Source organism: Sphingomonas sp. LR59 (assembly GCF_036855945.1).
Lineage (GTDB): Bacteria > Pseudomonadota > Alphaproteobacteria > Sphingomonadales > Sphingomonadaceae > Sphingomonas.
This window is the reverse complement of sequence record NZ_JASPFL010000001.1, coordinates 3,763,684-3,790,174: the sequence shown is the minus strand read 5'-3', so window position 1 is coordinate 3,790,174 and position 26,491 is coordinate 3,763,684. Positions and strand designations below refer to the sequence as shown.

Genomic DNA, 26,491 nt, shown 5'->3' with positions numbered 1-26,491 from the left:
GCACGATGCTGACCGACCTTTCCATTCGCGACGTGGTGCTGATCGAGGCGCTGGATCTGGGATTCGGCGAAGGACTCGGCGTGCTGACCGGCGAGACCGGCGCAGGCAAGTCGATCCTGCTCGATGCGCTGGGGCTTGCGCTCGGCGGACGCGGCGATAGCGGGCTCGTGCGGCACGGAGCGACCCAGGCCGTCGTCACCGCGACGTTCGACGCCCCTGCCCCCGAATCGCCGCTTGCGCTGCTGTTCGATGAAAACGGGCTGGAGATCGAACGCGGCGAGCCGTTGATCGTGAAGCGGATCGTCAAGGCGGATGGCGGTAGTCGCGGATTCGTCAATGACCAGCCGGCGTCGGCGGGTCTGCTGCGCGAGATGGCACCGCATCTGGTCGAGATTCACGGCCAGCATGACGAACGGGGGCTGTTGAATGCCCGCGGACATCGCGCGCTTCTCGACATCTTCGGGCGGACCGAGCCAGGCGCTACGGGCAAGGCCTATGCCGGGTTCCGTGCGGCCGAGGCCGAACTGGCAGCGGCGCGCGCGGATATCGAGACGGCGGCGCGCGATCGCGAATGGCTGGAGCATACCGTCGCCGAACTCGATGCGCTGGCGCCGGTCGCTGGCGAGGAAGAGACGTTGGCAGATACGCGACGGTCGATGCAGCGCGCGGAAAAGATCGCCGACGATCTGGCGGCGATCGACGATTTTCTCGAGGGCAAGGACGGCGGGCTGGCGAAGCTGCGCCAGGCGGCGCGCGTGCTGGAGCGGATCGCGGAGGATCATGTCGCGCTGGGCGAGGCACTGGCGGCGGTCGACCGCGCGGTGATCGAAGCGTCGGTCGCCGAAGAGCAGTTGCGCGATGCGCGGGCGGAACTCGCCTATGATCCGCGCGCGCTGGAGGATGACGAGGCGCGCCTGTTCGAGTTGCGGGCAATGGCGCGCAAACACCGTGTGCAACCGGATGACCTGGCGGCGCTGGCGGATGAGATGCGCGCGCGGCTAGAGCGCCTCGATGCGGGCGAAGGCGGCATTGCCGTGCTGGAGGCTCGCGTTGCGTCGGCGCGCAAGGCGTATGACACGGCCTCGGACGCGCTCACGAAGCGGCGGCTGGCGGCGGCCAAGCGACTCGACGTTGCGGTTGCGGGCGAACTGGCACCGTTGAAGCTCGATGCGGCGCGGTTCCAGACCGTGGTCGCGCCGCTTGGCGAAGAGGGCTGGTCGGCGGCGGGCAAGGACCGCGTCGAGTTCGAGATCTCGACCAATCCGGGTGCACCGTTCGCGGCGCTGACCAAGATCGCATCGGGCGGCGAATTGTCGCGCTTCATCCTCGCGCTGAAGGTGGCGCTGGCGGAAGAGGGCGGCGCGTCGACGATGGTGTTCGACGAGATCGACCGCGGCGTCGGCGGCGCGGTCGCGAGCGCGATCGGCGAACGCTTGGCGCGGCTAGCGCAGAGCACGCAGCTGCTGGTGGTGACGCACAGCCCGCAGGTTGCAGCACGCGGCGCCAAGCACCTGCTGATCGCGAAAAGTAGCGACGGCACGGTCACGCGAACGGGTGTACGCGCCTTGTCCGAACACGAACGGCGCGAGGAAATCGCCCGGATGCTGTCCGGCGCGCAGATCACCGACGAGGCGCGCGCGCAGGCGGAGCGGTTGCTCGAGCGGGCCTGAGGTTTCAGGCCCTAGACTGCCGGCTGCGTATCCACTTCGCGCGACCCATTGGCCGAGATCTTACGGCGAATCTCTCGACCGACGTTTGAAATTAAGGCGTCGCTTGCCGCGGATGCCCCAGATGAATCTTCAACACCGGCACGACGATGTAGTCACCACCCACCTTGCGGATACCGTGCAGCGCGCGGCTGCCGAAGCCGCCGTCTTCGCGGATCGCGGCGCGGATGGGCGTCTGCTCGGTGTGGATCATGTCGTCGAGCCCCGCCGCGCTGGCGTCCGAGCGCGGCCATAGCGTCTGCTGGACGCGGTCGTCGGCCGACGAATCATCGTTCCAATCATAGCCGATCGCCGGGGCAGGCTTTGGCGAGACATGGGTTTGCTGCGCCATGGCGGGCGTGGCGAGACACAGCGCCGACAAAACAACGGACGTCGTTTGCTTCACACGCGTCTCTCCCTTCACCCCGGCGGAGGCCGAGGCCCAGCTGAGAAACAGTATTTGGCGAATGCTACGAACCGTTACAACGACCTTGCCTACTGGGCCCCGGCCTCCGCCGGGGTGGCAGCCCCCGAGCAGCCCGCTCCTTCCCTCAATCGCGATAGCTCGGGTCGATCCGATCGAGTTTCCGCAGCAACGCCGGCCACGCCAGCCCATCCGCCAACATCCGCATCCCGGGACCGCTCGATTGGCCCTCGACCTTCTCCGCCACGCCCTGGTTCGGGGTGTTGAGATTCTCCCGCCCCGCGCTCAGCATCAGCACCTGCGCCTCGCACGCGCGCTCGAGGAAATACATCCGCAGGAACGCCTGCGGGATCGACTCGCCGACGGTCAGCGTGCCGTGGTTGCGCAAGATCATGCTGTGCTTGGTGCCGAGATCCTCGACCAGCCGCTCGCGCTCCTCGAGCTCGGTCGCGATGCCTTCGAAGTCGTGATACGCCACGTCGTGCCCGGCGATCATCGCGGTCTGCGTGTGCGGAAGCAGCCCCTCCGCCATCGCCGACACCGCCTGGCCATGCGGCGTATGCAGATGCAGCACCGCGACCGCATCCTCGCGCGCGGCATGGACCGCCGAATGGATCACGAAGCCCGCACGGTTGACCGGCGCGGGCGTGTCCATGACCTTGTCGCCGTTCACGTCGATCTTGACGAGCGACGACGCGGTGATCTCCTCGAACATGTGCGTATAGGGGTTGATCAGGAAATGATGCTCGGGCCCCGGCACGCGCGCGGACAGATGCGTGAAGATCAGATCGTCCCAGCCATAATGCGCCACCAGACGGTATGCGGCGGCAAGATCGACGCGCAGCGCCCATTCCTCGGGCGAAACGAGATCGCGTACGGTCGGTTCGGTCCTGAGTGCGGTCGCCATCATCCATCTCCTGTTTTTATGGGCTTAGCATAGCATGGCGCAGGCCCCTGAAATGTCACCAGATTGACAATCCCGGCGATCGGCCGACACTTCTGCGATGTCGTCGATCGATCACGCGCAGCTCGAATCGGACTCCTGGTTCGGTGCGGTGCCGGCCGAGCGGCGCGCGCTGTTGCTGGCGCAGGCGAGCGTGCGTTCTGTCGCGGCGGGGACGCGGTTGTACGGCGTCGGCGACCCGCCCGATGGGCTGTGGGCGGTGCTCGACGGGCAGGTCCGGCTGATCGGCTATCCCGCGGTCGGTGCCGAACTGGTGGTGTTGATGATGGGGCCGGGCACGTGGTTCGGCGAGCTGTCGACGCTCGATGCCGGGCCGAGGCCGCATGATGCGGTCGCATTCGGGCCGGCGCGCGTGCTGCATATCGGGATCGACGCGTTCCGGCGGCTGGCGGGCGCCACGCCCGAACTGTGGTGGGACATCGCGCTGCTGGCGTGTGCGCACCAGCGTGCGTCGCTGGCGTTCATGATGAATACGCTGGCGCAGCCGATCCCGGTGCGATTGGCAAGGACGCTGGGGGCCTCGCGCGCGCCGCGGGCGGGAGCAGCATCGAACTTCGCCAGGAGGATATCGCCACGATGATCGGCGTGTCGCGGCAGACGCTCAACAAAGCGCTGAAGGCGATGGAACGCGAAGAGGTGATTGCTGTCGAATATGCGCGGATCAGGGTCGTGGATGCGGAAGGGTTGCGTCGGTTGGGTGCGGGGTGAGTCGTCGCGCCTCATGAATAGCACCACCCCGGCGGAGGCCGGGGCCCAATTGGGGGACGGTGATAACGATGCGCATCGCTCCGTTACTGCGGCCTTTCCACTTGGGCCCCGGCCTTCGCCGGGGTGGAGTGAGGCTCTGCGGTCTCCGATCCTCCCCCGCCAGGGGGAGGTGGCTGGCCCTTGCCAGACGGAAGGGGGAGGCACGAGCAACCAGCGTTTTCGGTCCTCCCCTCCGGCACCTTCGGTGCCCCCCTTGCGGGGGAGGATCGTTGGCTCCCGTTACAGAACCCCGCTGCCACCCGTGGCCGCAAACGCGCTACCACTCGTAAAGCTGGTCCCCGTCTCCGCCAACGTTACGAACAGTGACGCTAGTTCCGCCGGCTGACCCGCGCGACCCAGCGGCGTGTCTTGCCCGAACTCGCCCATCTTGCCCGGCAGCTGTCCACCCGCGACCTGCAGCGGCGTCCACACCGGGCCCGGCGCGATCATGTTGACACGAATGCCCTTCTTGCCGAGCTGCTTCGCCAGTCCCTTGGTGAAGATCAAGATCGCACCCTTGGTGGTCGCATAGTCGAGCAGTTCTTCGCCCGGATCGACCGAGTTGACCGACCCCGTGTTGATGATCGACGCACCCGGCTTCATCAGCGGGATCGCCGCCTTGCAGAGGTGGAACATCGCATAGACGTTGGTCTTCATCGTGCGATCGAACTGTTCGAAGCTGATCTCTGCGATCGAGGCCTTCGACTGCTGGTACGCGGCGTTGTTGACGAGGATGTCGAGCCCGCCGAGTTCACGCGCGGCGCGTGCGATCAGGTCGTTGCAGAATTTCGCATCGGTCAGGTCGCCGGGGATCAGGACGACCTTCCGCCCCTCGGCACGGAGCAGCTTGGCGACATCCTGCGCATCGGGCTCCTCGGTGGGATAATAGTTGATCGCGACATCGGCACCTTCGCGCGAGAACGCGATGACCGCCGCGCGGCCGATCCCGGAATCGCCGCCGGTGACCAGCGCTTTCCGCCCGGCAAGACGCCCCGAACCGCGATAGCTCGCCTCGCCGCAATCGGGGACGGGGCGCATGTCGCGCTGAAGCGCGGGCCATTTCTGGCGCTGTTCGGGGAAGGGCGTGGAAACGAAGCGCGTCTGCGGATCGGCGAGTGGCGCCTGCCCTTGCGCAAAGGCCGGCGCGGCGGCGGCGGCGAGGCCGGTGACGGCGGCGCCCTTGAACAGGTCTCGGCGGCTGGTGTCTGTCATGATTGCGCTTCCCGGAAAAATTACCTTGCGATGTCAGCGTTTAAGTCACGCGAATGTTCACGCCATGTTGATCCAGGTCTTGTCGAAAGACGCCCCCTCCCCTAACCCGTCGCAATGACCGACCTTCCCGCGACCGAGACCGAAGCCGCCGCCGAGCTGGAGACGCTCGCCGCGCAGATCGCGTATCATAACGCCCGCTATCATACCGACGACGCGCCCGAGATCAGCGACGCCGACTATGACGCGCTGGTGCGGCGCAATTCGGCGATCGAGGCTGCGTTTCCGGGCGCCGTGCGGAGCGATTCCCCGAGCCGGACGGTGGGGGCGGCGCCGGCGGGGCATCTGGCGAAGGTCGCGCATGCCAAGGCGATGATGAGCCTCGACAACGCGTTCGCCGACGAGGAGGTCGAGGAGTTCGTCGCGCGCGTGCGCCGGTTCCTGAAGCTCGCGGACGACGCGACGGTCGCGCTGACCGCAGAGCCGAAGATCGACGGGCTGTCGTGTTCGCTGCGGTATGAAGAGGGGCGCCTCGTGCAGGCGTTGACGCGGGGCGACGGGCAGGTCGGCGAGGACGTGACGGCGAACGTCCGTACGATCGGCGACATCCCCCAACAGTTGAAAGGTGAAGCGCCCGCAATCTTCGAGGTTCGCGGCGAGGTGTATATGGCGAAGGACGATTTCGCTGCGCTCAACGCGCGCCTGCTCGCCGAGGCGGAGGAGACCGGCAAGGACGCGAGGCAGTTCGCCAATCCGCGCAATGCCGCCGCCGGATCGCTGCGCCAGAAGGACGCGAGCGTCACCGCGAGCCGGACGCTCCGGTTCCTCGCGCACGGCTGGGGCGAAGCCAGCGTCGTGCCGGGTGATACCCAGGCCGAGGTGGTCGACACCTTGCGCAACTGGGGCTTTCCGATCGCCGACGGGTTCGCACGGGTCGAAGGAGTGGCAGCGGCGCTCGACGTCTACCGGAAAATCGAAGCCGAGCGCGCCGACCTGCCGTTCGATATCGACGGCGTGGTCTACAAGGTCGACCGGCTCGACTGGCAGGCGCGGCTGGGTCAGGTCGCCAAAGCCCCACGCTGGGCGATCGCGCACAAATTCCCCGCCGAGCGTGCGCAGACCTTGCTCGAGCGGATCGACATCCAGGTCGGCCGCACCGGCGCGATGACCCCGGTTGCGCGCCTCTCTCCCGTGACGGTCGGCGGCGTCGTCGTAACTAACGCGACCCTCCACAATGCCGACGAGATCGAGCGACTCGGCGTTCGGCCTGGCGACCGCGTGCTCGTCCAGCGCGCCGGCGACGTCATCCCACAGATCGTCGAAAATTTGACGCCCGACGCCGAGCGCGAGGCGTATGTCTTCCCGCATGTCTGCCCAGAATGCGGGTCTGCCGCCGAGCGCGAGGAGGGCGAGGTCGTCTATCGCTGCACCGGCGGGCTGATCTGCCCGGCGCAGCGGGTCGAACGGCTTATCCACTTCGCCTCGCGCCATGCGTTCGACATCGGCGGGCTCGGCCAGACGCTGATCGAAGCGTTCTTCCGCGACGGCCTGATCGAATCGCCCGCCGACATCTTCCGCCTGACCGAGGAACAGCTAGCGGCGAGGAAGAAAGACGGGCGCGTGTGGGCGGCGAAGGTCATCGCGGCGATCGAGACCAAGCGGACGATCCCGCTCGACCGCTTCCTGTTCTCGCTCGGCATCCGCCATGTCGGCGAGATTACCGCGCGTGACCTCGCACGACGCTATGTGTCGGCGAAAGCACTCGGCGCGGTGCTGCGGCACGCGGTATTCCTGCGCAGCCAAATCGAGCCGGTGATCGGCGAACCCGAGCGGAAGTTCGTGCTCCGCCGCGATAAGCTGCTGGTCGGCGCGATCGAAACCGCCGGCATCGGCCCCGAGGTCGCGAGCGCGTTGGTCGGCTTCTGCGCCGAGCCGCATAATCGCCACGTGGTGTTCGACCTGTTGCGCGAAGTGAAGCCCGCAGACGTCGTCCACGAGACGCGCGAATCGCCGGTCACCGGCCAGATCCTGGTCTTCACCGGCAGCCTCGAGACGCTCAGTCGCGACGAGGCGAAGGCGCAGGCGGAAGCGCTCGGCGCGCGAGTCGCGGCGTCGGTGTCGAGCAAGACCGGCCTCGTGATCGCGGGTCCGGGGGCGGGCTCCAAGCTGAAGAAAGCCACAGACCTAGGCATCCGCGTCATCACAGAAGCCGAATGGGCGGAGATCGTCGCCGCCAGCTGAGGCGCGCGACACTGCTGGTCGGCGGTTCCATCCTGGCCGAAACGGTTCCACTGCGTGGCTTTTTTGCAACGCGGTATGACCGAGTGTGTCCATGACACTTCCCGACTCGCCAATGTCACATATCCGAAATATTCGAAGTGCAGGGCCGGATTAACACGACATGAAGTCGCGAAATTCGGAGCCGCGGGCTCTCAAAGGGGTAATTACTGATGCGGAACAACCTTTTCCTGGGTGTGGCAGTCGTTGCGCTCGTCGCACCTGCCGCCGCCATGGCGCAGGACACGACGGCGACGATCCGCGGTTCGGTCCAGTCTGCCGGCGTACCCGTCAACGGCGCCACGGTGGTCATCACCAACGTCCCGTCAGGCACGCGCTCGACCGCGACGACCGATGCGAGCGGGACGTTCATCGTCACCGGCCTGCGCGCCGGCGGCCCGTTCACCGTCGACATCGCGTCGGCGCAGGGCAGCACCAGCGTCACCGACATCTTCACCGTCATCGGCCAGCCGTTCGATTTGCCGATCGAACTGGCCGCAGGGGGCACCGCATCCAGTGACGAGATCGTCGTCACCGCATCGTCGATCCGTGGCGCCGGGACGTCGTCGGATGGCCCGCAGACCGTGCTGAGTGCACGCGACATCAGCAAGGTCGCCTCGGTCAACCGCGACATTCGCGACATCCAGCGCCGCGATCCGTTCGCCACGCTCGATCTGTCGAACAACCGCGCCGTGTCGTTCGCCGGCAGCAACCCGCGCTTCAACCGCTTCTCGATCAACGGCGTGTCGGTCAGCGACAATTTTGGCCTGAACCCCGATGCCAGCCCTACCGCGCGCGGTCCGATCCCCTTCGACGCCATCGCGCAGGTGTCGGTCTCGATCGCACCGTATGATTTCCGCCAGGGCAATTTCCAGGGCGGCGCGATCGACGCGACGCTTGCGTCGGGCACCAACGATTTCCACGGCACCGGCTTCTACTCGCAGAACACCGACGGCCTGTACGGCAAAAAGATCGGCTCGTTCACGCGCCCCGACACGAACTTCAAGTCGGAAACCTATGGCGCGACGTTGTCGGGCCCGATCATCAAGGACAAGCTGTTCTTCATGGTCTCGGCCGAGCGCAACACCGAAGCCCGCCCGCTGACGATCGCATCGCCGTCGCAGGTGCCGTTCGGCACGGGTAACTTCCTGACGACCGCCCAGGTCGACAACGTCGCCGCCATCGCTCAGTCGGTCTATGGCTATGACGCGGGCGAGATCCTCTCGATCGCGCAGCAGAAGGACGAGAAGATCGTCGGCAAGCTCGACTGGAACATCACCGATGGCCAGAAGCTCGCATTGTCCTACGTCAACGCGTTCGACTCGTTCGTCGTCAGCGGCAGCAACTCGCAGTCGGCCGCGTCGCCGGGCTTCTCGCTCGACTCCAACGGCTACAAGCTGGGTGAACTGCTCCGCGCCGGCATCGCACAGCTGAACTCGGATTGGTCCGACACGTTCTCGACCGAAGTCCGCGGCACGTACAAGAAGTACACCCGCACCCGCGATCCGCTGCGCGGCAACGATTTCGCCCAGTTCCGCGTCTGCCTCGATCCGACCTCGGTCGGCACCGGCGGCCAGGCTCAGTCGTGCAGCACCGGCACCCCGGTCATCGCATTCGGGCCGGACGCTTCCAGCCAGTCGAACACCTTCGCCACGGAAACGTTCGGCGGATCGGCGTTGGCCAACGTCACGGTCGGCGACCACAGCATTCGCCTGCTCGGCGAATTCTCGCGCGTGACGATCAAGAACCTGTTCCTTCAGAATTCCGCCGGCTCGTATTATTTCGACTCGCTTGCCGATTTCCAGGCGCGGCGCGCTAACCAGGTGACCTACCAGGACGCCGTCTCGCTCAACACGGACGATGCAGCGGCAGACTTCGGGTATCAGCAATATACCTTCGGCGCACAGGACAGCTGGCGCGTCAGCGATACGCTGAACCTGACCTACGGCGCACGCTACGACCTGTACGACATGCAGAGCCGCATCCCGTACAACGCCAACTTCCAGAACCGCGTCGGTTTTGCGAACACCAAGAACTTCAAGGGTCTGGGCGCGTTCCAGCCGCGCATCAGCTTCGACTTCAAGCCGCCGGTCGCGCGCCTGAAGCTGCGCGGCGGTGCCGGCATCTTCGCTGGCGGCGCACCCGACGTGTACCTGTCGAACAGCTTCTCGAACACCGGCGTGGTCACCAACTCGGTGACCGTCAACCGGATCACCAGCGGCGCGTCGGCCTATAACCAGCCGGTCGCCGTCGGCGATGCCGCGCTCAACAACGTCAATGGTGCCGCCATTCCGGCGGCACTCGCAAACTATCTGTCGACCAACACGGGCTCGCTCAGCACCGCGCCGGTCAATGCGATCGATCCGAGCTTCGACATCCCGTCGACGTTGAAGGCGACCTTCTCCGCCGATTATGACCTGTTCGGCATCGAGTTCGGCGCCGACTATATCTATTCCAAGGTCATCCAGCAGGTTCAGTTCAGCGACGCCCGCTCGGTGGTGATCGGACGCCTGCCCGATGGCCGCCCACGCTATGCCGCACGGACCAACGCCGGCGGCATCAGTGTTACCGATCCGAACACGGATATCGTGCTGGGGAATACCAACCGCGGCCGCGGTCATGTGTGGGATGTCCGTGCCTCCAAGACGTTCGACTGGGGTCTGTCGCTCGGCGGCAGCTACACGTGGCAGGACGTGAAGGATGCAACGCCGGCCACGTCGTCGACCGCACTGTCCAACTATGGCAACGCGGCGATGGTCGATCCGAACTTCGCGGCGTATGGCCGGTCGAACGACGAAACACGGTGGGCATTCAAGTACAACATCGGCTTCGATCATGCGTTCTTCGGCGACTATCGTACCGCGATCCAGCTGTTCGGCGAGACGCGCGCAGGCCGTAACTACAGCTTCACGATGATCGACCAGAGTGGCGGTACCAGCAACCGCAGCCCGGTGTTCGGCACGCTGTCGAACAACGGTCGCTACCTGCTGTACGTGCCGACCGGCGCAAACGATCCGCTCGTCAGCTACGACACGCCGGGAACGCAGACTGCGCTCGATAACCTGATCAACAAAACCGAGCTGAAGGACTATCGCGGCAAGATCGCAGGCCGCAACATCGCCCGCAGCCGTGCCTTCACGCGTATCGATCTCCATCTCGAACAGCAGGTTCCGACCTTCATCGGCGGATCGCGCGTGACGATCTTCGGCGATATCGAGAACCTTCCGAACCTGCTCAACAGCAAGTGGGGCGGTCTGCGTCAGCTCGCCTTCCCGTCGACCGCGTCGGTCGTTCAGGTTCAGTGCCTTGCTGTCGCAACCGCGACCGGCGCTCCGGGCGTCGTCAACACTGCCGCAAACCAGACGTGCACGCAGTATCGCTACTCGTCGTTCATTGAGCCGGCGACGGCTCGCGCGCCGGTATTCAACGGTTCGCTGTACCTGATCCGTATCGGCGCACGCTTTACCTTCTAAGCTACGCTTGACGTAATCGGTCGAACCGGGCCGCCGTTCCTCTAGGGGAGCGGCGGCCCTTTTCGTTACAGCATCACTAAAGATACGCGGCTCACGGGTTTTGCGTGTCCGTTGCGCCGCGTGTAAGACCGCGGGCCAATGGCTATTTCCTCCGCCCCGTCCCCCGGCCAAACCCGGCGGCTGCCCTTCACCGCGCGACCGTTCTTCGAGAACAAGGCGCGCGCGTTCTGGATCCTCCAGGCGGTTGGCTGGAGCGGGTATCTGTTGCTGCGCGGGGTGGTGTCGATCTCGAACGGGCTGTCGCTCGACGGGGTGATCCCGGTGATCGTCGAGGCGATCGTAGGCTACTGCATCACGCTGCTGCTCTCGACGATGTACGGCCAGTATCGGCAGATGAACCGGCTGGTCGGAATCTTCCTGACGATTGCGACGCTGGCCGCGGCGACGTTCCTGTATGCGGTGCTCGACGCGTTCACCTTCTCGTTCATCGCGACCGCGACGCCAGGCGTTACGCTGACGCGGCTGCTGGGCTCGGTGTACGTTACCTTCACGGTGTTGTTCGGCTGGTCGGCGCTGTATTTCGGGATCAATTTCTACCTGATCGTCGAGCAGCAAATCGACCAGATGGAGCATCTCGAGAACCAGGCATCGTCGGCGCAACTGGCGATGCTGCGGTATCAGCTCAACCCGCATTTCCTGTTCAACACGCTAAACTCGATCTCGACGCTGGTGCTGCTCAAGCAGACCGAGCGGGCGAACGCGATGCTCAGCCGGTTGTCGTCGTTCCTGCGCTATACGCTGGCGAACGAGCCGACCGCGCACGTCACCGTCGCGCAGGAGGTGGATCAGCTGAAGCTGTATCTGGAGATCGAGAAGATGCGCTTCGAGGATCGGATGCGGCCGAAATTCGACATCGATCCGCGCGCCGAACGGGCCCGTTTGCCGTCGCTGCTGCTGCAACCGCTGGTCGAAAACGCGATCAAATATGCCGTCACCCCGCAGGAGGAAGGCGCCGAAATCTGCGTCGAAGTGCGGCTCGCCGGGGAACGCGTGCAGATCGCCGTATCCGATACCGGTCCGGGCTTGATCGAGGGCCGGATCGGTTCAAGCCATTCGACAGGCGTGGGGCTCGCTAATATTAGAGACAGGTTGGCTCAGGCATATGGGCCCGACCACCGTTTCGAAACCCGCTCCACGCCCGCTGGCGGCTTCTCGGTCGAGATCGAGATTCCGTATCAGCTTGAAGACGTGAACAGAGAGGCCGCATGACCATCCGTACCATTCTCGTCGACGACGAGCCGCTGGCGATCCAGGGGCTGGAACTCCGACTCCAGGCCCATGAAGACGTCGAGATCATCGAAAAATGCTCGAACGGCCGCGAGGCGATCTCGCGCGATCAAGACGCACAAGCCCGATCTGGTCTTCCTCGACATCCAGATGCCGGGGTTCGACGGGTTCTCCGTCGTGCAGGGGCTGATGGAGGTCGAGCCACCGCTGTTCGTGTTCGTCACTGCCTATTCCGACCACGCCTTGCGCGCGTTCGAGGCTCAAGCGGTCGATTACCTGATGAAGCCGGTCGAGGAATCGCGGCTGGCGGATACGATCGAGCGGGTTCGGCAGCGTCTGTCGGAGAAGCGCGGCGTCGAGGAGGTCGATCGGTTGCGCGAAGTGCTTGCCGATGTCGCGCCGGATGCGGCGGCGGACATGCCGGATGGGGACGCCGTGTCGGCGAACCGGTTCGAGAAGCTCATCAACATCAAGGATCGCGGGCAGATCTTCCGCGTCGATGTCGATACGATCGAGCGGATCGATGCGGCCGGCGATTACATGTGCATATATACCGGCGATAATACGCTGATTTTGCGCGAGACTATGAAGGATCTGGAGAAGCGGCTTGATCCGCGGCGATTCCAGCGGGTGCACCGGTCGACGATCGTGAATTTGGATCTGGTGAAGCAGGTCAAGCCGCATACCAATGGCGAGTGTTTCCTGGTGCTGAATTCAGGTGCGAGCGTGAAGGTTTCGCGGTCGTATCGTGATGTTGTGGCGCGGTTCGTCCACTGAGGTAGGGGACCCTTCCCCTTATTCTCGCGCCCTCCCCGTCATCCTGACGAAAGTCAGGATCCAGAGTCATTGAGGGCAACGCTTGTTACCCTGGATCCTGACTTTCGTCAGGATGACGGACGCGGGGGTGTGGTTGGGGCGAGCTTTCGGGGCGTGCTCTTCCACATCCGTCCTTGCCGATCGAGGTCCCGACTTTCGTCAGGATGACGGGGTGCGCTCCGTTAGCGAGCGCTTCCCTCGTTCCCGCACCCCATTAACCAGTCCCTAAACCCCGCGGCCTAGAGCGGGGGGATGAAGACGTCGGGTTACGGCCTTTATCCGCATGCACTGATCAGCCTGCCCGCGTTGGTGATGGCGACGTCGTGCGTGCCGGCGGATCGGCCGGCGGCGATCGCCCGGGTCCAGCCGGAGCGGAACTCGCGCGCCTTGCTGAGCCGGATGGCGTTGCATGTGCCCGACGACATTTCGGCGAAGATCGCGATGGCCGCACCAGATGCGCCGTTTGCGGCTGCGGCGCCGTTCGTTGCTCCGCCGTTTCTGACTTCGAACTCCGTTGATGATGCTAGCCGAGCCGCCGACTGCCTAACGGCGGCAGTGTATTACGAAGCACGGTCGCAGTCGGAGGATGGGCAGCGGGCCGTGGCGCAGGTGGTGTTGAACCGTGTGCGCGATCGGGCCTTTCCGAACAGTGTTTGCGGGGTCGTGTACCAGGGGGCCGAGCGGCGGACCGGGTGCCAGTTCAGCTTTACCTGCGACGGCTCGATGAACCGGGCGCGCGAGCCGGGGGCTTGGGATCGCGCGCGGGAGGTTGCGACGGCGGCGCTTGGGGGAGCGTATATGCGCCGGTCGGGGCGGCTACATCGTTTCATACGACGAGCATTTTGCCGTGGTGGGCGTCGAGCCTTGCCCGGATCACGACGGTTGGGGCGCATGTGTTCTATCGTTGGCAGGGGGCGTTGGAACGGGCGCTGACGTTTCGGCAGACTTATGCTGGGGTGGAGCCTGGAGTTCGGGGTGTTGGTTTGGCGAGCGGTGGTGGCGTGGCGGCGGTGGCGGCGCAGGTTGCTGGCGTTTCGGTGCATTATGGCAATCGGGACGACGTTGCGGACTCGGGTGCGGAGCCGGCCGATGCGCCGCATGGGGTGACGGTGCACCGGGGGGTGTTGCGTTCTAGTTCGGCGATTGCGGGTGCGGCGATTGTGCAGACGCGGTTGGTTTCTGGGGTGCGGGTTCACGTTGGTGGGCGGGCGGCTGCGATGATCGGCAGCGGCAACGCGGCCGACGCGGTAGTGTCGGACGAAACCTGATAGCTCCCTCCCCTTCAGGGGAGAGTTGGGGTGGGGCACTGCCCCAAGCGACACGTTCGCGGACGAGCCCCACCCCAGCCCTCCCCTGAAGGGGAGGGAGTTTTAGAGACTCCCTGTTCCAATACCTGCACCACCCCGGCGAAGGCCGGGGCCCAGTTGGGGGACGATATTGACTGCGAACCGCGCTTCGTTACGACCACCTTTCCAACTGGGCCCCGGCCTTCGCCGGGGTGGTGGCCTATATCGAGGACGGATCGGCAATCTGATCCTCCCCCGCAAGGGGGAGGTGGCTGGCGCTTGCCAGACGGAGGGGGAGGCATGCGAAACGTCTGTTGCGTGGTCCTCCCCTCCGTCGCCTTCGGCGCCACCTGCCCCTGGCGGAGGAGGATCGAGAGCGCATCGACTAGGGACCGGGCGGCAAACTCCCCCTTCCCCTCCCCTCGCAAAACCATGCTGCATCTGCTAACGGCACGCGCATGCTGAACCTGAACAATATCACGGTGCGCCTGGGCGGACGCGTTATCCTCGATGGCGCCACCGCCGCGTTGCCGCCGGGCTCGCGCGTCGGGCTGATCGGGCGCAACGGCGCGGGCAAGTCGACGATGGTGCGCGTGATCGCAGGACAGCTCGAGCCGGACGACGGTTCGGCCGACATGCCGAAGGGCGCCCGCATCGGCTACCTCGCGCAGGAAGCGCCGCACGGCGTGAAGACCCCGTTCGAGACCGTGCTCGAAGCCGATCTGGAGCGCGCCGCGCTGATGATCGAGAGCGAGACGAGTGAGGATCCCGACCGGCTCGGGGACGTGTACGAGCGGCTGATCGCGATCGACGCCTATACCGCGCCCGCCCGCGCCGCGCAGATCCTGCTCGGGCTCGGGTTCGACGAGGACATGCAGGCGCGCACGCTCGACAGCTTTTCGGGTGGCTGGAAGATGCGCGTGGCACTCGCCGCTCTGCTGTTCTCGCAGCCGGACCTGCTGCTGCTCGACGAGCCTTCGAACCATCTCGATCTGGAAGCGGTGATGTGGCTGGAGGACTTCCTCAAGGGCTACAAGGCGACGATCGTGGTGGTCAGCCACGAGCGCGATTTCCTCAACAACGTGGTCGATCACATCCTGCATCTGCAGGGCGGCAAGATCACGCTGTATCCGGGCGGCTACGACGCGTTCGAGCGCCAGCGTGCGGAGCGGCTCGCGCAGATCGAGGCGGCGCGCGCCAACCAGGCGGTGCAGCGCGAGAAGCTGCAGGAATATATCGCGAAGAACTCCGCGCGCGCCTCGACCGCGAAGCAGGCGCAGTCGCGACAGAAGATGCTGTCGAAGATGCAGCCGATCGCCGAGAGCTACAACGATCCGACGCTGTCGTTCGGCTTTCCCAACCCGACCGAGCTGCGCCCGCCTTTGATCACGCTCGACATGGCTACCGTGGGCTATGCCGACGTGCCGATCCTGAAGCGGCTCAACATGCGGCTCGATCCCGACGACCGGGTCGCGCTGCTCGGGCGCAACGGCAACGGCAAGACCACGCTCGCGCGGCTGCTGGCGGCGCAGCTGACGCCGATGGACGGCGAGATGTCGTCGTCGGGCAAGATGAAGGTGGGATACTTCACCCAGTATCAGGTCGAGGAACTCGATCCGACCGATTCGCCGATCGAGCATATGTCGCATCTGATGAAGGGCGCAACGCCGGCGGCCGTGCGGGCTCAGTTGGGGCGGTTCGGCTTCTCGGGCGACAAGGCGACGACCCGCGTCGGCAAGCTGTCGGGTGGCGAGCGGGCGCGTCTGGCGCTGGCGCTGATCACGCGCGATGCGCCGCATCTGCTGATCCTCGATGAGCCTACCAACCATCTGGACGTCGATGCGCGTGAGGCGCTGGTGCAGGCACTCAACGCGTATACCGGCGCCGTGGTGCTGGTCAGCCATGATCGGCACATGCTCGAGCTGACCGCGGATCGCCTGGTGCTGGTCGACGACGGGACCGCGAAGGAGTTCGACGGCAGCCTCGACGACTATATCGCGTTCGTCCTGAAGGGCGATGGCGGCAAGGGCGATGCCGCGTCGAAGGCCGACAAGAAGGCGGGCAAGAAGGCTGCGGCCGAGGCGAAGAGCAACGACGCGGCTCTGCGGAAGGCCTTGCGCGAGATCGAGGAGCAGACCGCGAAGTTCACCAAGGAGCGGAATGCTCTGGATCGCGCGATGGTGGATCCGGCGAACGCGGAGCCGCGGTTCTCGCGGATGTCGATGGGGGATCTAAGCAAGCGTCGCGCCGAGGTGCATGCGAAGCTTGAGGCTAGCGAGGCGAAGTGGCTGGAGGCTAGTGAGGCGCTGGAGGGCGTGGAGGCTTAAGGCCCCCCGCCCCGCGTAACGTCCCTCGCCCCTCGCGGTCTTCCCAGCGAAAGCCGGGATCTCCCGGTTCGGGTTACAGCATCCGCCAAGCGGGATACCCCAGCTTTCGCTGGGGTGACGGACTTTGGGTTGCGGCTGTCTTGCAGCAATGGTCCGCGCTTCCATGTTCTCCCGCGAAGGCGGGAGCCCAGTCTGGGTCCCCGCCTTCGCGGGGAAACATTCTTCTTTCCGCTCAGAGAATAGGCTCCGAGCTCTTCAGGCTTAGCCCTCGTCGGTGTCCGCGCCCGCCGCTGGACGTTCAAACCAGGCCTCGACCGGGCCGACCAGCTTCAGCGTCAGCGCGTTGCCGTTGCGGTCGACCTTCTTGCCGAGCGCGACTCGGATCCAGCCTTCCGAGATGCAATATTCCTCGACGTCGTGGCGCACCTTGTCCTTGAAGCGGATGCCGATGCCGCGTTCGAGCAGGTCCTGCTGGAAGAACGGGCTGCGCTGGTTGATCGACAGGCGATCGGGGGGCGTGTCGCCGGTTGCGGCCGGGGTGGCGGCGGCTTCGGTCTCGGGGGTGTGGGGCGTATCGGTCATGGTCGCGCGTCTAGCGGCAAGCACCGGGCGCGCGCCAGAAAAAGGCACCGGACGCAAAAGAGGCGCCGGGATTGCTCCCGACGCCTCCATGCAATCATTCGATCAAGTCAGCTGCAGACCTGCACCGAGACCCGGTCGCCGTAATAGGGGTCGACGCGCCACTCGTTCCAGCACCGCGGGCGGTAATCCTCGCGGTAGTAGGTACGGACCGGCGGGCTGTAATAGGCCACCGGTGGCTGTGCGTAATAGCCGCCGTTGTAGTAGCCGCGGTCATAGTACCGATTGCGGTTGTTGCTGCTGGCGATCGCTGCGCCGACGCCGAGGCCGAGGATGCCGCCAAGCACCGCTGCGCCGGCCGCATTGCCGCCGCCACGATGACCGTGCCAGCCGCCGCCGTAGCCGCGCCCATAGCCGCCGCGTCCCCAACGCTGCGCGTCGGCTGGTGCTGCTGCCGTCAGAGCCGTTGCGGCGAGTGCTACGCCGAGGCCTGCTTTCTTGAAAAATCCGTTCATCTCTTCCGAACTCCGTTACTAGTTACGCCCGGTCCGCTTGGGACAAACGCATAAGTGTCCGACCGTGTTTCAGGATTTAGGCGATTCGGCCTGAACTGGTTCGGAACGGCTTGTTAACCCACGGTATAGCTGCCCGCTTCTGCTGCAGTCGGTCCCGCGAGGGGACTCGGCGTTGTGCCGCGACGCTGGGCTTCGTTTACGAATATGCGATAGGGTGGCGGAATGCGTACGATCATGCCGATGCAAGCGATAGCCTTTGCCGTTTTGGGTGGCAGTGCCGTGCTGATCGGCGGGCTAGCGTTATCCGGATCGCCCGTTCGCGTGCGCGCAACAGAACCGACGCCGGTCGCCAAACCCGTGGCCGTAGCGTCGAAGCCCGTACCAGCGCCGCCGCTGGCGAGCGCAGCGCCGGACTCTGCCGAGGGGTATGTCGTCAAGCGCGTGCTGGACGTGCCTGAGCCGCTCCGTCACGGCGCCTATTACTGGGATACTGAGGGCGTGCCCGAGGGACCTATCGTGATTACCGTCGACCTCGTCGCGCAAACCTTGTCGATTTTTCGCGCGGGATACGAGATCGGGACGGCTGCGGTGATTTATGGTGCTGACGAGAAACCGACACCGCTAGGCGTGTTCAAGATCACGCAGAAGGACGCGCATCATGTGTCGAACCTTTACGGGGCGCCGATGCCGTACATGCTGCGGCTGACCAACGACGGCGTCTCGATCCACGGCAGTAAGCTGATGGATGGGAAATATGCCACGCACGGGTGCGTGGGGGTGCCGACTGCGTTTGCGAAGCTGATCTTCGAGCAGGTTAAGCTTGGCGATCGGGTGATCGTTACGAGTGGCGAGATGTTGGCGCGGGGCGGGCGGATTACTGCTGCCTGAGGGTGGGCGGTTTCGGACGGTAGCGCACCGTGCCCTCACCTTCGCCGCCTTCGTCTCTTCCTCTCCCTTTGGGAGGGGATTTGGGAACAGCCTAAAGTCCTAGCAGCAGGAACCTCCCCGGCGGAGGCCGGGGTCCAGTTGGGGGACCTCGCTGAAGAAGGGCAGCGCCGAGTTACTGTGACCTTTCCACCTGGGCCCCGGCCTTCGCCGGGGAGGTGCGTCGGTTTGGTCCTGCCCGCTCGCGTTGCCGCCAGCGTGAATGCTGCCTTTCGGCTTTCTCGCACAAACAAAAAGGGCCGGAGGTTTCCCCCGACCCTTCTGCATTTCTGGTCCAGCGCGACACGGCAAAGCCGCGTCGTCGGACCTCGCCTGAGCGAGGCCGGCCGAGCTTGTAAGCTTGGCCGGCTTCGCCGTGCCAGGCTTACGCGCTCTGCTTAGCCCGGCTAGCGCGCTTGCGCTCGTTGGCGTCCAGGAAGCGCTTGCGCAGGCGGATCGACTTCGGCGTGACTTCGACCATCTCGTCGTCGTCGATGTACGCGATCGCCTGCTCCAGCGTCGCGCGCTTCGGCGGGGACAGGCGGACCTGGTCGTCCTTGCCGCCCGAGGCGCGGAAGTTGGTCAGTGCCTTGGTCTTCATCGGGTTGACCTCGAGGTCGTCCGGCTTGGCGTTCTCGCCGACGATCATGCCCTCATAGAGGGCCTCGCCGTGGCCCACGAACAGGATGCCGCGCTCTTCGAGCGGGCCGAGGGCATAGTTGTTCGCCTCGCCCGAACCGTTCGAGATCAGCACGCCGTTCTTGCGGCCCTCGATCGCGCCCTTGTGCGGACCGTACTTCTCGAACAGCCGGTTCATGATGCCCGTGCCGCGCGTGTCGGACAGGAATTCGCCATGATAGCCGATCATCCCGCGCGACGGCGCCGAGAAGGTGATGCGGGTCTTGCCGCCGGTCGACGGACGCATGTCGGTCAGCTCGGCCTTACGCGTGTTCATCTTCTCGACGACGGTACCCGAATGCTCCTCGTCGACGTCGATGATGACGGTCTCGTACGGCTCGGTCTTCTTGCCGTTCTCGTCCTCACCGAACAGCACGCGCGGACGCGAGATGCCGAGCTCGAAACCTTCACGGCGCATCGTCTCGATCAGCACGCCCAGCTGAAGCTCGCCGCGACCGGCGACTTCGAAGCTGTCCTTGTCGGCCGCCTCGGTCACCTTGACGGCGACGTTCGACTCGGCTTCGCGGAACAGACGCTCGCGGATCATGCGCGACGTCACCTTGCTGCCCTCGCGGCCCGCCATCGGCGAATCGTTCACGGCAAAACGCATCGACAGCGTGGGGGGATCGATCGGCTGCGCGTGCAGCGGCTCGGTCACCGTGATGTCGGCGATCGTGTCGGCAACCGTAGCGACCGAGAGACCTGCCAGCGAGATGATGTCGCCAGCCTTGGCTTCGTCGACGGGAACGCGCTCGAGACCACGGAACGACATGATCTTGGACGCACGACCGGTCTCGATGATCTTGCCGTCGTTATCGAGCGCGTGGATCGCCTGGTTGGTCTTCACGGTACCCGAATTGACGCGACCGGTGAGGACACGGCCGAGGAACGGATCGCGGTCGAGCAGCGTGACGAGGAAGGTGAACGGCACGCCGGCGACTTCCACGGCGGGCGGCGGCACGTGCTTCACGATCGTCTCGAACATCGGGATCAGCGTGCCTTCGCGCGCGTCCATGTCGGTCGAGGCATAGCCGTTGCGACCCGATGCGTAGAGCACGGGGAAGTCGAGCTGGTCGTCGTTCGCGTCGAGCGACACGAACAGGTCGAACACTTCGTCGAGCACTTCCTGGATGCGCGCGTCGTTGCGATCGACCTTGTTGACGACGACGATCGGCTTCAGGCCGAGCGCCAGCGCCTTGCCAGTGACGAACTTGGTCTGCGGCATCGCGCCTTCCGACGAATCGACCAGCAGGACGACGCCGTCGACCATCGACAGGATGCGCTCGACTTCGCCGCCGAAATCGGCGTGGCCGGGCGTGTCGACGATGTTGATGCGGATGCTCTCGGACTCGCCGGGAGGGGTCCAGTCGACCGAGGTCGGCTTGGCGAGAATGGTGATGCCACGCTCTTTTTCGAGGTCGTTCGAATCCATTGCGCGCTCTTCGACGCGCTGGTTGTCGCGGAAGGTGCCGGACTGGCGGAAGAGCTGGTCGACCAGCGTCGTCTTGCCGTGATCGACGTGCGCAATGATCGCCACGTTGCGGAGGCTCATGAATGTATTCTCTTGATCGAGGAACGGGTTGGCGCGCGCCATAGCGTAATTGTTGCGCCGCGGGAAGACCGGGCGGTATTTGGGGACTCACGAGCGTTGCCGTCATCCTGACGAAAGTCAGGATCCAGAGCCATGAAGGACAGCATCTTGTTACTCTGGATCCTGACTTTCGTCAGGATGACGGAGCACGGCGCTTGTATGTTCCGGCGGCGAGAATAGTACGGGGATCGCGGACCGCCAGCATTGCCCTTAGCGCGGCGTGCTTGTCGGGCGCGGCGGCATAGTAACGCTGCCAGATCCGCAGCCCCATCCAATAGCCGAGTTCGGGTGGCCAGCCGGCGGGCGGCGTGGAGTAGTTGCCGATCCAGCGGGCGTACGCCTTGGCTTCGGGCGAGCCTTGCTCGGGGTCGTCCTTGTCGGTGAGCTTGCGGGTGAGCGCGATGTCGGCCTGCATCTGGCGCCAGAGTTCGGCCTCGCGCGGGGTGGCCCAGGCGGCGCGGGCGGCGTCGGGCTCCTCGCCGGTGACGAGTTGCGCGATGAAGTCCGCCGCGCCCTCGACGAGAATCGCGGCGAGCAGGGGATCGCGGGCGAGCGTCATGCCGGCGTCCTGCTGGAAGGAATGCACCGTCTCGTGTGCGAAGAAATGGCGGAGCGTCTGGCGCAGTTTCTCGGGCGTCGGCGACATGCGGCACAGCACTTCGAGCCCGAGTACCTGCGCGCCTGGCTTGGCGGTGCCACCGGAGGTGTGTGCGCCAAAGACTATATAGACCTGCGGGAGCTTCACGTCGGGGAGTGCGCCGTGGAGGCCGAGATAGATCGCGCGAAGATCGGCGGTCGCGGTCTTGGCGGCGGGGAGGCAGGTCTTGATCGCCTGAGCATACCGCGTCGGGTTGGCGGCGATGGCGCGCGCTAGCGTGTCCGCGTCGACGATCCGGCCGGGGGTGAAGATGCCGATCCCGAAACTGCCCTTGTCGAGGTAGTCGCGTTTGAGTTGCGCGGCGGTGGGCTTGCCCTTGGTCTTGGCGAACAGCGCGGCGAAGCGGTCGGCGTCTTCGGTGTGGATCGTGGCGGTGAGCGGGTCGGCTGGTGGAGGGCGATTCGTCGCTGCCGCGGGGAGGAGGGCGAGCGCGAGGATCAGCGGGCGGAGCATGGTGCAGAGTATCGTGTGTTTGCCGAGGCGCCAGAGCGGATATTGCAATCCTCCCCCGCCAGGGGGAGGTGTCGCCGAAGGGGACGGAGGGGGAAGGACACGGAGCAGAGGTTGGCGTGCGCCTCCCCCTCCGTCAGGCAAGAGCCTGCCACCTCCCCCTTGCGGGGGAGATCGTGAAGTGGCGGCGACGTGCAACACCCCACCCTCCATTCGATCCACCCCGGCGGAGGCCGGGGCCCAGTTAGGAAGGTGGCAATAACAGCGTGCCGCGACCCGTCAGCAACGTCCCCCAACTGGACCCCGGCCTCCGCCGGGGTGGTGACACTCCTAGAACTCAGAACCCCTCCAGCACGATCTTCCCCTTGGCCGTGTGGCTCTCGATCCGCTCATGCGCCCGCCGCAAATTCGCCGCATCGATCGTCCCGAAATTCTCCGCGAGCGTCGTCCGGATCGTCCCAGCATCCACCAGCCGCGCGACCTCGTCGAGCAACTTGCCCTGCTCGGCCATGTCCGCGGTCTGGAACAGCGAGCGCGTGTACATCAGCTCCCAGTGCACCGAGATCGACTTCTGCTTCAGCGGCACGATGTCGAGCGTCTTCGGATCGTCGATCAGCGCCAGCCGACCCTGCGGCGCCAGCAGCTCGCCGATCTCGGCGATATGCTCGTCGGTATGCGTCGTCGAGAACACGAACCGCGGCGCGCCGAGCCCGAGTGCCTCGACCTGCGCGGCGAGCGGTTTGCGGTGGTCGATCACGTGATGCGCGCCGAGCTCCTCGACCCAGCCGCGCGTCTCGTCGCGCGACGCGGTGGCGATCACGGTCAGGTCGGTGAGCTGCCGCGCGAGCTGGACCGTGATCGAGCCGACTCCGCCTGCCCCGCCGATGATCAGGATCGCGTTCGCCGCACCGGGGACGGGTTTGCGCACGTCGAGCCGGTCGAACAGCGTCTCCCACGCGGTGACCGAGGTCAGCGGCAGCGCCGCCGCCTGCGCCCAGTCGAGCGACTTTGGCTTGTGGCCGACGATGCGCTCGTCGACGAGGTGATATTCGGCGTTGGTACCGGGCCGGTCGATCGCGCCTGCGTAGAACACTTCGTCGCCGACCTTGAACCCGGTCACGTCCGAACCGACCGCGACGACGACGCCCGATGCGTCCCAGCCGAGCACCTGCGGCTTGCCGTCTGGATCTTCGCGACGCTGGCGGATCTTGGTGTCGACCGGGTTGACCGACACCGCCTTCACCTCGACCAGCAGGTCCCGACCGGTCGCTTCGGGCTTGGGGAGATCGAAGTCGACGAGCGACTGCGGATCGTCGATCGGGAGCGACTTGGTATAGCCGATGGCGCGCATGCTGGAACTCCTGTGATGTCGCCGACAAGCTGTCCACGCGGCCGCCCGGTTTCAAGGAGAGCGGTTGGCAAGCCTGAGTGTATTATCTATATACGCCACTTGAACGCGGGGCGGGTTGCAGCCACCATGCCCCACCGAACGGAGACACGAGCATGGCGACGACCCCGAACACGCTGACGGAAGAGCCGGGCCTGGTGCTGACCCCGCCCGATCCGGTGCCCACGGTTGCGGCCGCGAAGGCGTCCGGGCTGGTGCCCGTCGATGCCGGCGTGAAGTCGCAGCTCGAGGAGCGCGTGTCGGGCTTCGTCACCGACCTCGTCGCGCAGGACGTCAACTCGCCCGAATTCGGCAAGCGGGTCGACGCGATCACCGCGATGGGCGCGAAGGAAATCCGCGACGCCGCCGGCCAGTCGAACCGCTTCCTCGATCGCCCGGTCAAGGCGATGGATCAGGAGACCGGTGTCGGCAAGGACCTCGCCGAGCTGCGCCGCGTCGTTGAGGATCTCGATCCCGGCAAGAAGGGCAACCTCACCGCGCCGCAGAAGCTGTTCGGGATCATCCCGTTCGGTGGCAAGATGCGCAATTATTTCGACGGCTATAAGTCGTCGCAGACGCACATCGCGCAGATCCTGAAGAGCCTCGGCTCGGGCAAGGACGAGTTGCTGATGGACAATGCCGCGATCGATACCGAGCGCGCGAACCTGTGGGCGGCGATGGGTCGGCTCGAGCAGATGATCCATTTGTCGAAGACGATGGACGCCAAGCTGGAGGACGTCGCCAACGATCTCGACCATACCGATCCCGCCAAGGCGAAGGCGATCCGCGAGACGGCGCTCTTCTACACGCGCCAGCGGACGCAGGACCTGCTGACGCAGATGGCGGTGACCGTGCAGGGCTATCTCGCGCTCGACCTGGTTAAGAAGAACAATGTCGAGCTGGTGAAGGGCGTCGACCGCGCCTCGACCACGACCGTCTCGGCGCTGCGGACCGCGGTGACGGTGGCGCAGGCGCTGACCAACCAGAAGCTCGTGCTGGAGCAGATCACCGCGCTCAACACGACGACCGCGAACATCATCGATTCGACCGGCAAGCTGCTGAAATCGCAGACCGCGCAGATCCACGAACAGGCCGCGTCGGCGACGATCCCGCTGGAGACGCTGCAACGCGCGTTCCAGAATATCTACGACACGATGGACGCGATCGACGTGTTCAAGCTGAAGGCGCTCGATCTCGATGAAGGTCACGGTCGGCGCGCTGTCGAACGAGGTCGACAAGTCCCGCGGCTATATCGCGCGTGCTGAAGGGGCGACTCAAGGCCAGCTGGGCGGACCCTCGCCTAGCCCGTTCAAGCTGGAGGCGATGTAACCCTCGTGAGCGAAGTAGACGACGCCATCGCCAGCGCCCGCGCCTCCTGGTCGCGCATTTCCGACGACCGGACGGGCGCCGTCATCTCACGCGTCCCATCGCGGGGGCGGGCGCGGCAGACGCAGGCGATCGGCAAGCGGCTGACCCGGATCGCGGTCGCCGACGTGTCGATCCTGATCGCGGCGATGGTGATCGGCTGGATCGTGCCGCTCGGGATCGGCGGCGCGATGGTGGTCATGGCGCTGCTGGTCGCCGCCACGGTGCTGTTCGCGATCTGGCCGGCGGAACGCGCGCCCACGCCCGAGCGCCTCGCGGCGGTCGACATCCGCGCCCTCCCCGCACAGACCGAACGCTGGCTGGAGGCGCAACGCCCCGCCCTCCCCGCACCCGCGATGACGCTGGTCGCCCGGATCGGCCTGCGTCTCGAAACGCTGACCCCGCAGCTCGCCACGCTCGACGCGAACACGCAGGAAGCGGTCGACGTGCGCAAGCTGATCGGCGAACAACTCCCCGCCTTCGTCAAGGATTACGAGAAGGTGCCAACGTCGTTGCGCACCACCCCGCGCAACGGTCGCTCGCCCGACGCCGAACTGGTCGACGGGCTGAAGCTGATCGAACAGGAAATCGGCGAGATGACCGCGCGCCTGGCACAGAGCGACCTCGACAACCTCTCCACCCGCGGCCGCTTCCTGGAGATGAAGTACAAGGACTGAGAGAGTGAAGCGCACCCGCCTCAGCGTCTGCCGCCGCAAGGCGCGCTTCGTGTCGGAGGTCGACGCGCTGGTGGTGGCGCAGACCGGCCGCGTGCCGCTCAGGGCCTATCGCTGCAACCGGTGCCTGCAGTTTCACCTAACCAGTCGAACAAAGGGCAAGCAGGTGGTTCGAGGTTGAAAAATCCTGAAACAAAGCGTCATCATTGGTGGCCGGAATGCCTGTCTCGCTATTGGGCAGGCGCTGACGGAGGTGTGACTAGACTACGCCCATCTGGCGATACTTTTCGCGGAAAACCGGAAGGGTTTGGTCTCATCGGTCACGGCCATTCAATAAAGCTCGGGGCTTCCGGCGAAACCACTCCTTGGGACCACAACTTTGAAGGCGAATTTCAACTAGCTGACGATAGTTTCCCAAGTCTGATCCAGTGGCTCGACAGCCTTGAGCGACCAGGACCACCGTTCGAGGTCGAGCGCAAAACCAAAATTCAAGCCCAGACGGTCGATAATGCCCGCTTAAAAATGCTAATTGAATGCATAGTGTCCCTGGCTGTGCGTAGCCCCATGCACCGTGAACGTGTTGTTGCGCTTGCAGAGAGTCTGCGCGGTCCGCTCCCCGAGCGAGAACGCAATGTTCTAATTGGTGCAAATATGCAACGTATGCAGCGCAGCGTAGTCCGATCAATTAGCGGCCGAGGCAAAGTACTGGTGCTTTTTTCACCCGAACATGAGTTCGTGTTTGGCAACGGGTTTTTTCACAATATTTACCCGCCGGGTGAGCATCTGACGTCTCCCAAAATTCTGGTACCTATCACGCCTTGGATGAGCGTATTATTTTGTCGCCCAACTAGCTATCGGTCCGATCCCGCACTCGTCACGACCAGTGTCACAATCGGGGAAGCAGATGCGCTCAATGAGGTCATACAAATTTACGCCAAGGATGAGATATTTTATCGCAATGAAAAACCTCGAATCGTCGAGGCTTACAAGCAGAACGCTCATTTAGTATTTAAAAATGATCGCAATTCAGTTGAGGACTGGATTCATTCTACTCCAGGTATTTCACCTCGCGATACCTCGCTCGATTTTTTACAGGAAATGATCGAGCGTCAGTAGATATCGGCACATTAATCGATATTGGAATCATTCAGCTC

At 65.0% G+C, this 26,491-nt stretch carries 21 protein-coding genes and 2 pseudogenes; 15 read left to right on the top strand and 8 right to left on the bottom strand.

The genetic code is table 11. From position 1 onward, the window contains the following. Nucleotides 1–5: 5 nt before the first annotated feature. Nucleotides 6–1,670 carry a DNA repair protein RecN gene (gene recN, locus QP164_RS17820; RefSeq protein ID WP_333923983.1) on the top strand — a complete coding sequence of 555 codons (1,665 nt, stop codon included), beginning with the start codon at nt 6–8 and terminating at the stop codon, nt 1,668–1,670. A 91-nt stretch (nt 1,671–1,761) separates the two neighbouring features. Here recN and QP164_RS17815 read toward each other — a convergent pair whose 3' ends face one another. Together QP164_RS17815 and QP164_RS17810 are read right to left on the bottom strand one after the other, a co-directional pair. Beyond that, nucleotides 1,762–2,112: a hypothetical protein gene (locus tag QP164_RS17815; protein WP_333923982.1), complete on the bottom strand. Its 351-nt coding sequence runs from the start codon at nt 2,110–2,112 to the stop codon at nt 1,762–1,764. A 145-nt stretch (nt 2,113–2,257) separates the two neighbouring features. Continuing rightward, a complete protein-coding gene (locus QP164_RS17810; protein WP_132896259.1) occupies nt 2,258–3,037 on the bottom strand; it encodes a class II aldolase/adducin family protein in 780 nt (259 codons plus the stop codon). A 97-nt stretch (nt 3,038–3,134) separates the two neighbouring features. Between QP164_RS17810 and QP164_RS17805 the strand changes: the two genes are divergently transcribed. Next, on the top strand, nt 3,135–3,674 hold the full coding sequence (locus tag QP164_RS17805) for a Crp/Fnr family transcriptional regulator (protein WP_333923981.1): 540 nt from the start codon (nt 3,135–3,137) through the stop codon (nt 3,672–3,674). Next, nucleotides 3,671–3,802 carry a helix-turn-helix domain-containing protein gene (locus QP164_RS17800; protein ID WP_333923980.1) on the top strand — a complete coding sequence of 44 codons (132 nt, stop codon included), beginning with the start codon at nt 3,671–3,673 and terminating at the stop codon, nt 3,800–3,802. The genes QP164_RS17805 and QP164_RS17800 overlap by 4 nt, the downstream gene beginning before the upstream one ends. A 279-nt stretch (nt 3,803–4,081) precedes the next feature. Here QP164_RS17800 and QP164_RS17795 read toward each other — a convergent pair whose 3' ends face one another. Further along, nucleotides 4,082–5,053 carry an SDR family oxidoreductase gene (locus QP164_RS17795; RefSeq protein ID WP_132896037.1) on the bottom strand — a complete coding sequence of 324 codons (972 nt, stop codon included), beginning with the start codon at nt 5,051–5,053 and terminating at the stop codon, nt 4,082–4,084. Nucleotides 5,054–5,167: 114 nt separating this feature from the next. On the opposite strand from QP164_RS17795, the gene ligA reads away from it, so the two are divergent. From ligA to QP164_RS17760, 7 genes and pseudogenes are all read left to right on the top strand, one after another. After that, entirely contained in the window at nt 5,168–7,291 is a 2,124-nt protein-coding gene (gene ligA / locus QP164_RS17790) for an NAD-dependent DNA ligase LigA (protein WP_132896036.1), read from the top strand. A 209-nt stretch (nt 7,292–7,500) separates the two neighbouring features. Continuing rightward, nucleotides 7,501–10,800 (top strand): TonB-dependent receptor, encoded by a 3,300-nt coding sequence (locus tag QP164_RS17785; protein ID WP_132896035.1) that lies wholly within the window; start codon nt 7,501–7,503, stop codon nt 10,798–10,800. A 138-nt stretch (nt 10,801–10,938) separates the two neighbouring features. After that, complete coding sequence (locus QP164_RS17780) at nt 10,939–12,069, top strand: sensor histidine kinase (RefSeq protein WP_132896034.1); 1,131 nt, start codon at nt 10,939–10,941, stop codon at nt 12,067–12,069. Then, nucleotides 12,066–12,864: pseudogene (locus QP164_RS17775) on the top strand (LytR/AlgR family response regulator transcription factor). The gene QP164_RS17780 and the pseudogene QP164_RS17775 overlap by 4 nt, the downstream one beginning before the upstream one ends. A gap of 291 nt (nt 12,865–13,155) precedes the next feature. Next, the gene (locus QP164_RS17770) at nt 13,156–13,836 is read left to right on the top strand and encodes a cell wall hydrolase (RefSeq protein ID WP_443027461.1); all 681 of its coding nucleotides are present in this window, start codon (nt 13,156–13,158) and stop codon (nt 13,834–13,836) included. Nucleotides 13,837–13,886: 50 nt separating this feature from the next. After that, nucleotides 13,887–14,171, top strand: a complete 285-nt coding sequence (locus QP164_RS17765) for a hypothetical protein (protein WP_333924315.1) — start codon at nt 13,887–13,889, stop codon at nt 14,169–14,171. Between the two features lie 476 nt (nt 14,172–14,647). Then, on the top strand, nt 14,648–16,516 hold the full coding sequence (locus tag QP164_RS17760) for an ABC-F family ATP-binding cassette domain-containing protein (RefSeq protein ID WP_056051982.1): 1,869 nt from the start codon (nt 14,648–14,650) through the stop codon (nt 16,514–16,516). A 261-nt stretch (nt 16,517–16,777) separates the two neighbouring features. Here the strand turns inward: QP164_RS17760 and QP164_RS17755 are convergent, their stop codons facing one another. Both QP164_RS17755 and QP164_RS17750 read right to left on the bottom strand, forming a co-directional pair. Beyond that, a complete protein-coding gene (locus tag QP164_RS17755; protein ID WP_132896031.1) occupies nt 16,778–17,098 on the bottom strand; it encodes a DUF3297 family protein in 321 nt (106 codons plus the stop codon). A 107-nt stretch (nt 17,099–17,205) separates the two neighbouring features. Continuing rightward, nucleotides 17,206–17,610, bottom strand: a complete 405-nt coding sequence (locus QP164_RS17750; protein WP_333923979.1) for a hypothetical protein — start codon at nt 17,608–17,610, stop codon at nt 17,206–17,208. Nucleotides 17,611–17,832: 222 nt separating this feature from the next. On the opposite strand from QP164_RS17750, the gene QP164_RS17745 reads away from it, so the two are divergent. After that, complete coding sequence (locus QP164_RS17745; RefSeq protein ID WP_243693206.1) at nt 17,833–18,498, top strand: L,D-transpeptidase family protein; 666 nt, start codon at nt 17,833–17,835, stop codon at nt 18,496–18,498. 421 nt (nt 18,499–18,919) lie between these two features. Here QP164_RS17745 and typA read toward each other — a convergent pair whose 3' ends face one another. The 3 genes from typA to QP164_RS17730 form a co-directional block, all read right to left on the bottom strand. Then, nucleotides 18,920–20,764: a translational GTPase TypA gene (typA, locus tag QP164_RS17740; protein ID WP_056051990.1), complete on the bottom strand. Its 1,845-nt coding sequence runs from the start codon at nt 20,762–20,764 to the stop codon at nt 18,920–18,922. Nucleotides 20,765–20,936: 172 nt separating this feature from the next. Continuing rightward, nucleotides 20,937–21,914 (bottom strand): DUF2268 domain-containing putative Zn-dependent protease, encoded by a 978-nt coding sequence (locus QP164_RS17735; RefSeq protein ID WP_333923978.1) that lies wholly within the window; start codon nt 21,912–21,914, stop codon nt 20,937–20,939. A gap of 334 nt (nt 21,915–22,248) precedes the next feature. Next, complete coding sequence (locus QP164_RS17730) at nt 22,249–23,262, bottom strand: zinc-binding alcohol dehydrogenase family protein (RefSeq protein ID WP_333923977.1); 1,014 nt, start codon at nt 23,260–23,262, stop codon at nt 22,249–22,251. Between the two features lie 152 nt (nt 23,263–23,414). Between QP164_RS17730 and QP164_RS17725 the strand changes: the two are divergent. The 4 genes and pseudogenes from QP164_RS17725 (at nt 23,415) to QP164_RS17710 (ending at nt 26,453) form a co-directional block, all read left to right on the top strand. Continuing rightward, nucleotides 23,415–24,627 (top strand): annotated as a pseudogene (locus QP164_RS17725) (toxic anion resistance protein). 5 nt (nt 24,628–24,632) lie between these two features. Continuing rightward, a complete protein-coding gene (locus QP164_RS17720) occupies nt 24,633–25,340 on the top strand; it encodes a hypothetical protein (RefSeq protein WP_333923976.1) in 708 nt (235 codons plus the stop codon). 4 nt (nt 25,341–25,344) lie between these two features. Continuing rightward, complete coding sequence (locus QP164_RS17715) at nt 25,345–25,518, top strand: hypothetical protein (RefSeq protein WP_165911366.1); 174 nt, start codon at nt 25,345–25,347, stop codon at nt 25,516–25,518. After that, entirely contained in the window at nt 25,515–26,453 is a 939-nt protein-coding gene (locus tag QP164_RS17710) for a hypothetical protein (protein ID WP_333923975.1), read from the top strand. The genes QP164_RS17715 and QP164_RS17710 overlap by 4 nt, the downstream gene beginning before the upstream one ends. The last annotated feature ends 38 nt before the right edge of the window (nt 26,454–26,491 follow it).

Excerpts from the sequence above, each read along its gene's own strand:
- QP164_RS17760 (WP_056051982.1), top strand. The coding sequence starts at position 14,648 with ATGCTGAACCTGAACAATATCACGGTGCGCCTGGGCGGACGCGTTATC.
- QP164_RS17730 (WP_333923977.1), bottom strand. The coding sequence starts at position 23,262 with ATGCGCGCCATCGGCTATACCAAGTCGCTCCCGATCGACGATCCGCAG.
- QP164_RS17800 (WP_333923980.1), top strand. The coding sequence starts at position 3,671 with ATGATCGGCGTGTCGCGGCAGACGCTCAACAAAGCGCTGAAGGCGATG.
- QP164_RS17780 (WP_132896034.1), top strand. The coding sequence starts at position 10,939 with ATGGCTATTTCCTCCGCCCCGTCCCCCGGCCAAACCCGGCGGCTGCCC.
- QP164_RS17745 (WP_243693206.1), top strand. The coding sequence starts at position 17,833 with ATGCGTACGATCATGCCGATGCAAGCGATAGCCTTTGCCGTTTTGGGT.
- QP164_RS17750 (WP_333923979.1), bottom strand. The coding sequence starts at position 17,610 with ATGAACGGATTTTTCAAGAAAGCAGGCCTCGGCGTAGCACTCGCCGCA.
- QP164_RS17770 (WP_443027461.1), top strand. The coding sequence starts at position 13,156 with ATGAAGACGTCGGGTTACGGCCTTTATCCGCATGCACTGATCAGCCTG.
- QP164_RS17810 (WP_132896259.1), bottom strand. The coding sequence starts at position 3,037 with ATGGCGACCGCACTCAGGACCGAACCGACCGTACGCGATCTCGTTTCG.
- ligA (WP_132896036.1), top strand. The coding sequence starts at position 5,168 with ATGACCGACCTTCCCGCGACCGAGACCGAAGCCGCCGCCGAGCTGGAG.
- QP164_RS17755 (WP_132896031.1), bottom strand. The coding sequence starts at position 17,098 with ATGACCGATACGCCCCACACCCCCGAGACCGAAGCCGCCGCCACCCCG.
- QP164_RS17805 (WP_333923981.1), top strand. The coding sequence starts at position 3,135 with ATGTCGTCGATCGATCACGCGCAGCTCGAATCGGACTCCTGGTTCGGT.
- typA (WP_056051990.1), bottom strand. The coding sequence starts at position 20,764 with ATGAGCCTCCGCAACGTGGCGATCATTGCGCACGTCGATCACGGCAAG.
- QP164_RS17795 (WP_132896037.1), bottom strand. The coding sequence starts at position 5,053 with ATGACAGACACCAGCCGCCGAGACCTGTTCAAGGGCGCCGCCGTCACC.
- recN (WP_333923983.1), top strand. The coding sequence starts at position 6 with ATGCTGACCGACCTTTCCATTCGCGACGTGGTGCTGATCGAGGCGCTG.
- QP164_RS17735 (WP_333923978.1), bottom strand. The coding sequence starts at position 21,914 with ATGCTCCGCCCGCTGATCCTCGCGCTCGCCCTCCTCCCCGCGGCAGCG.
- QP164_RS17785 (WP_132896035.1), top strand. The coding sequence starts at position 7,501 with ATGCGGAACAACCTTTTCCTGGGTGTGGCAGTCGTTGCGCTCGTCGCA.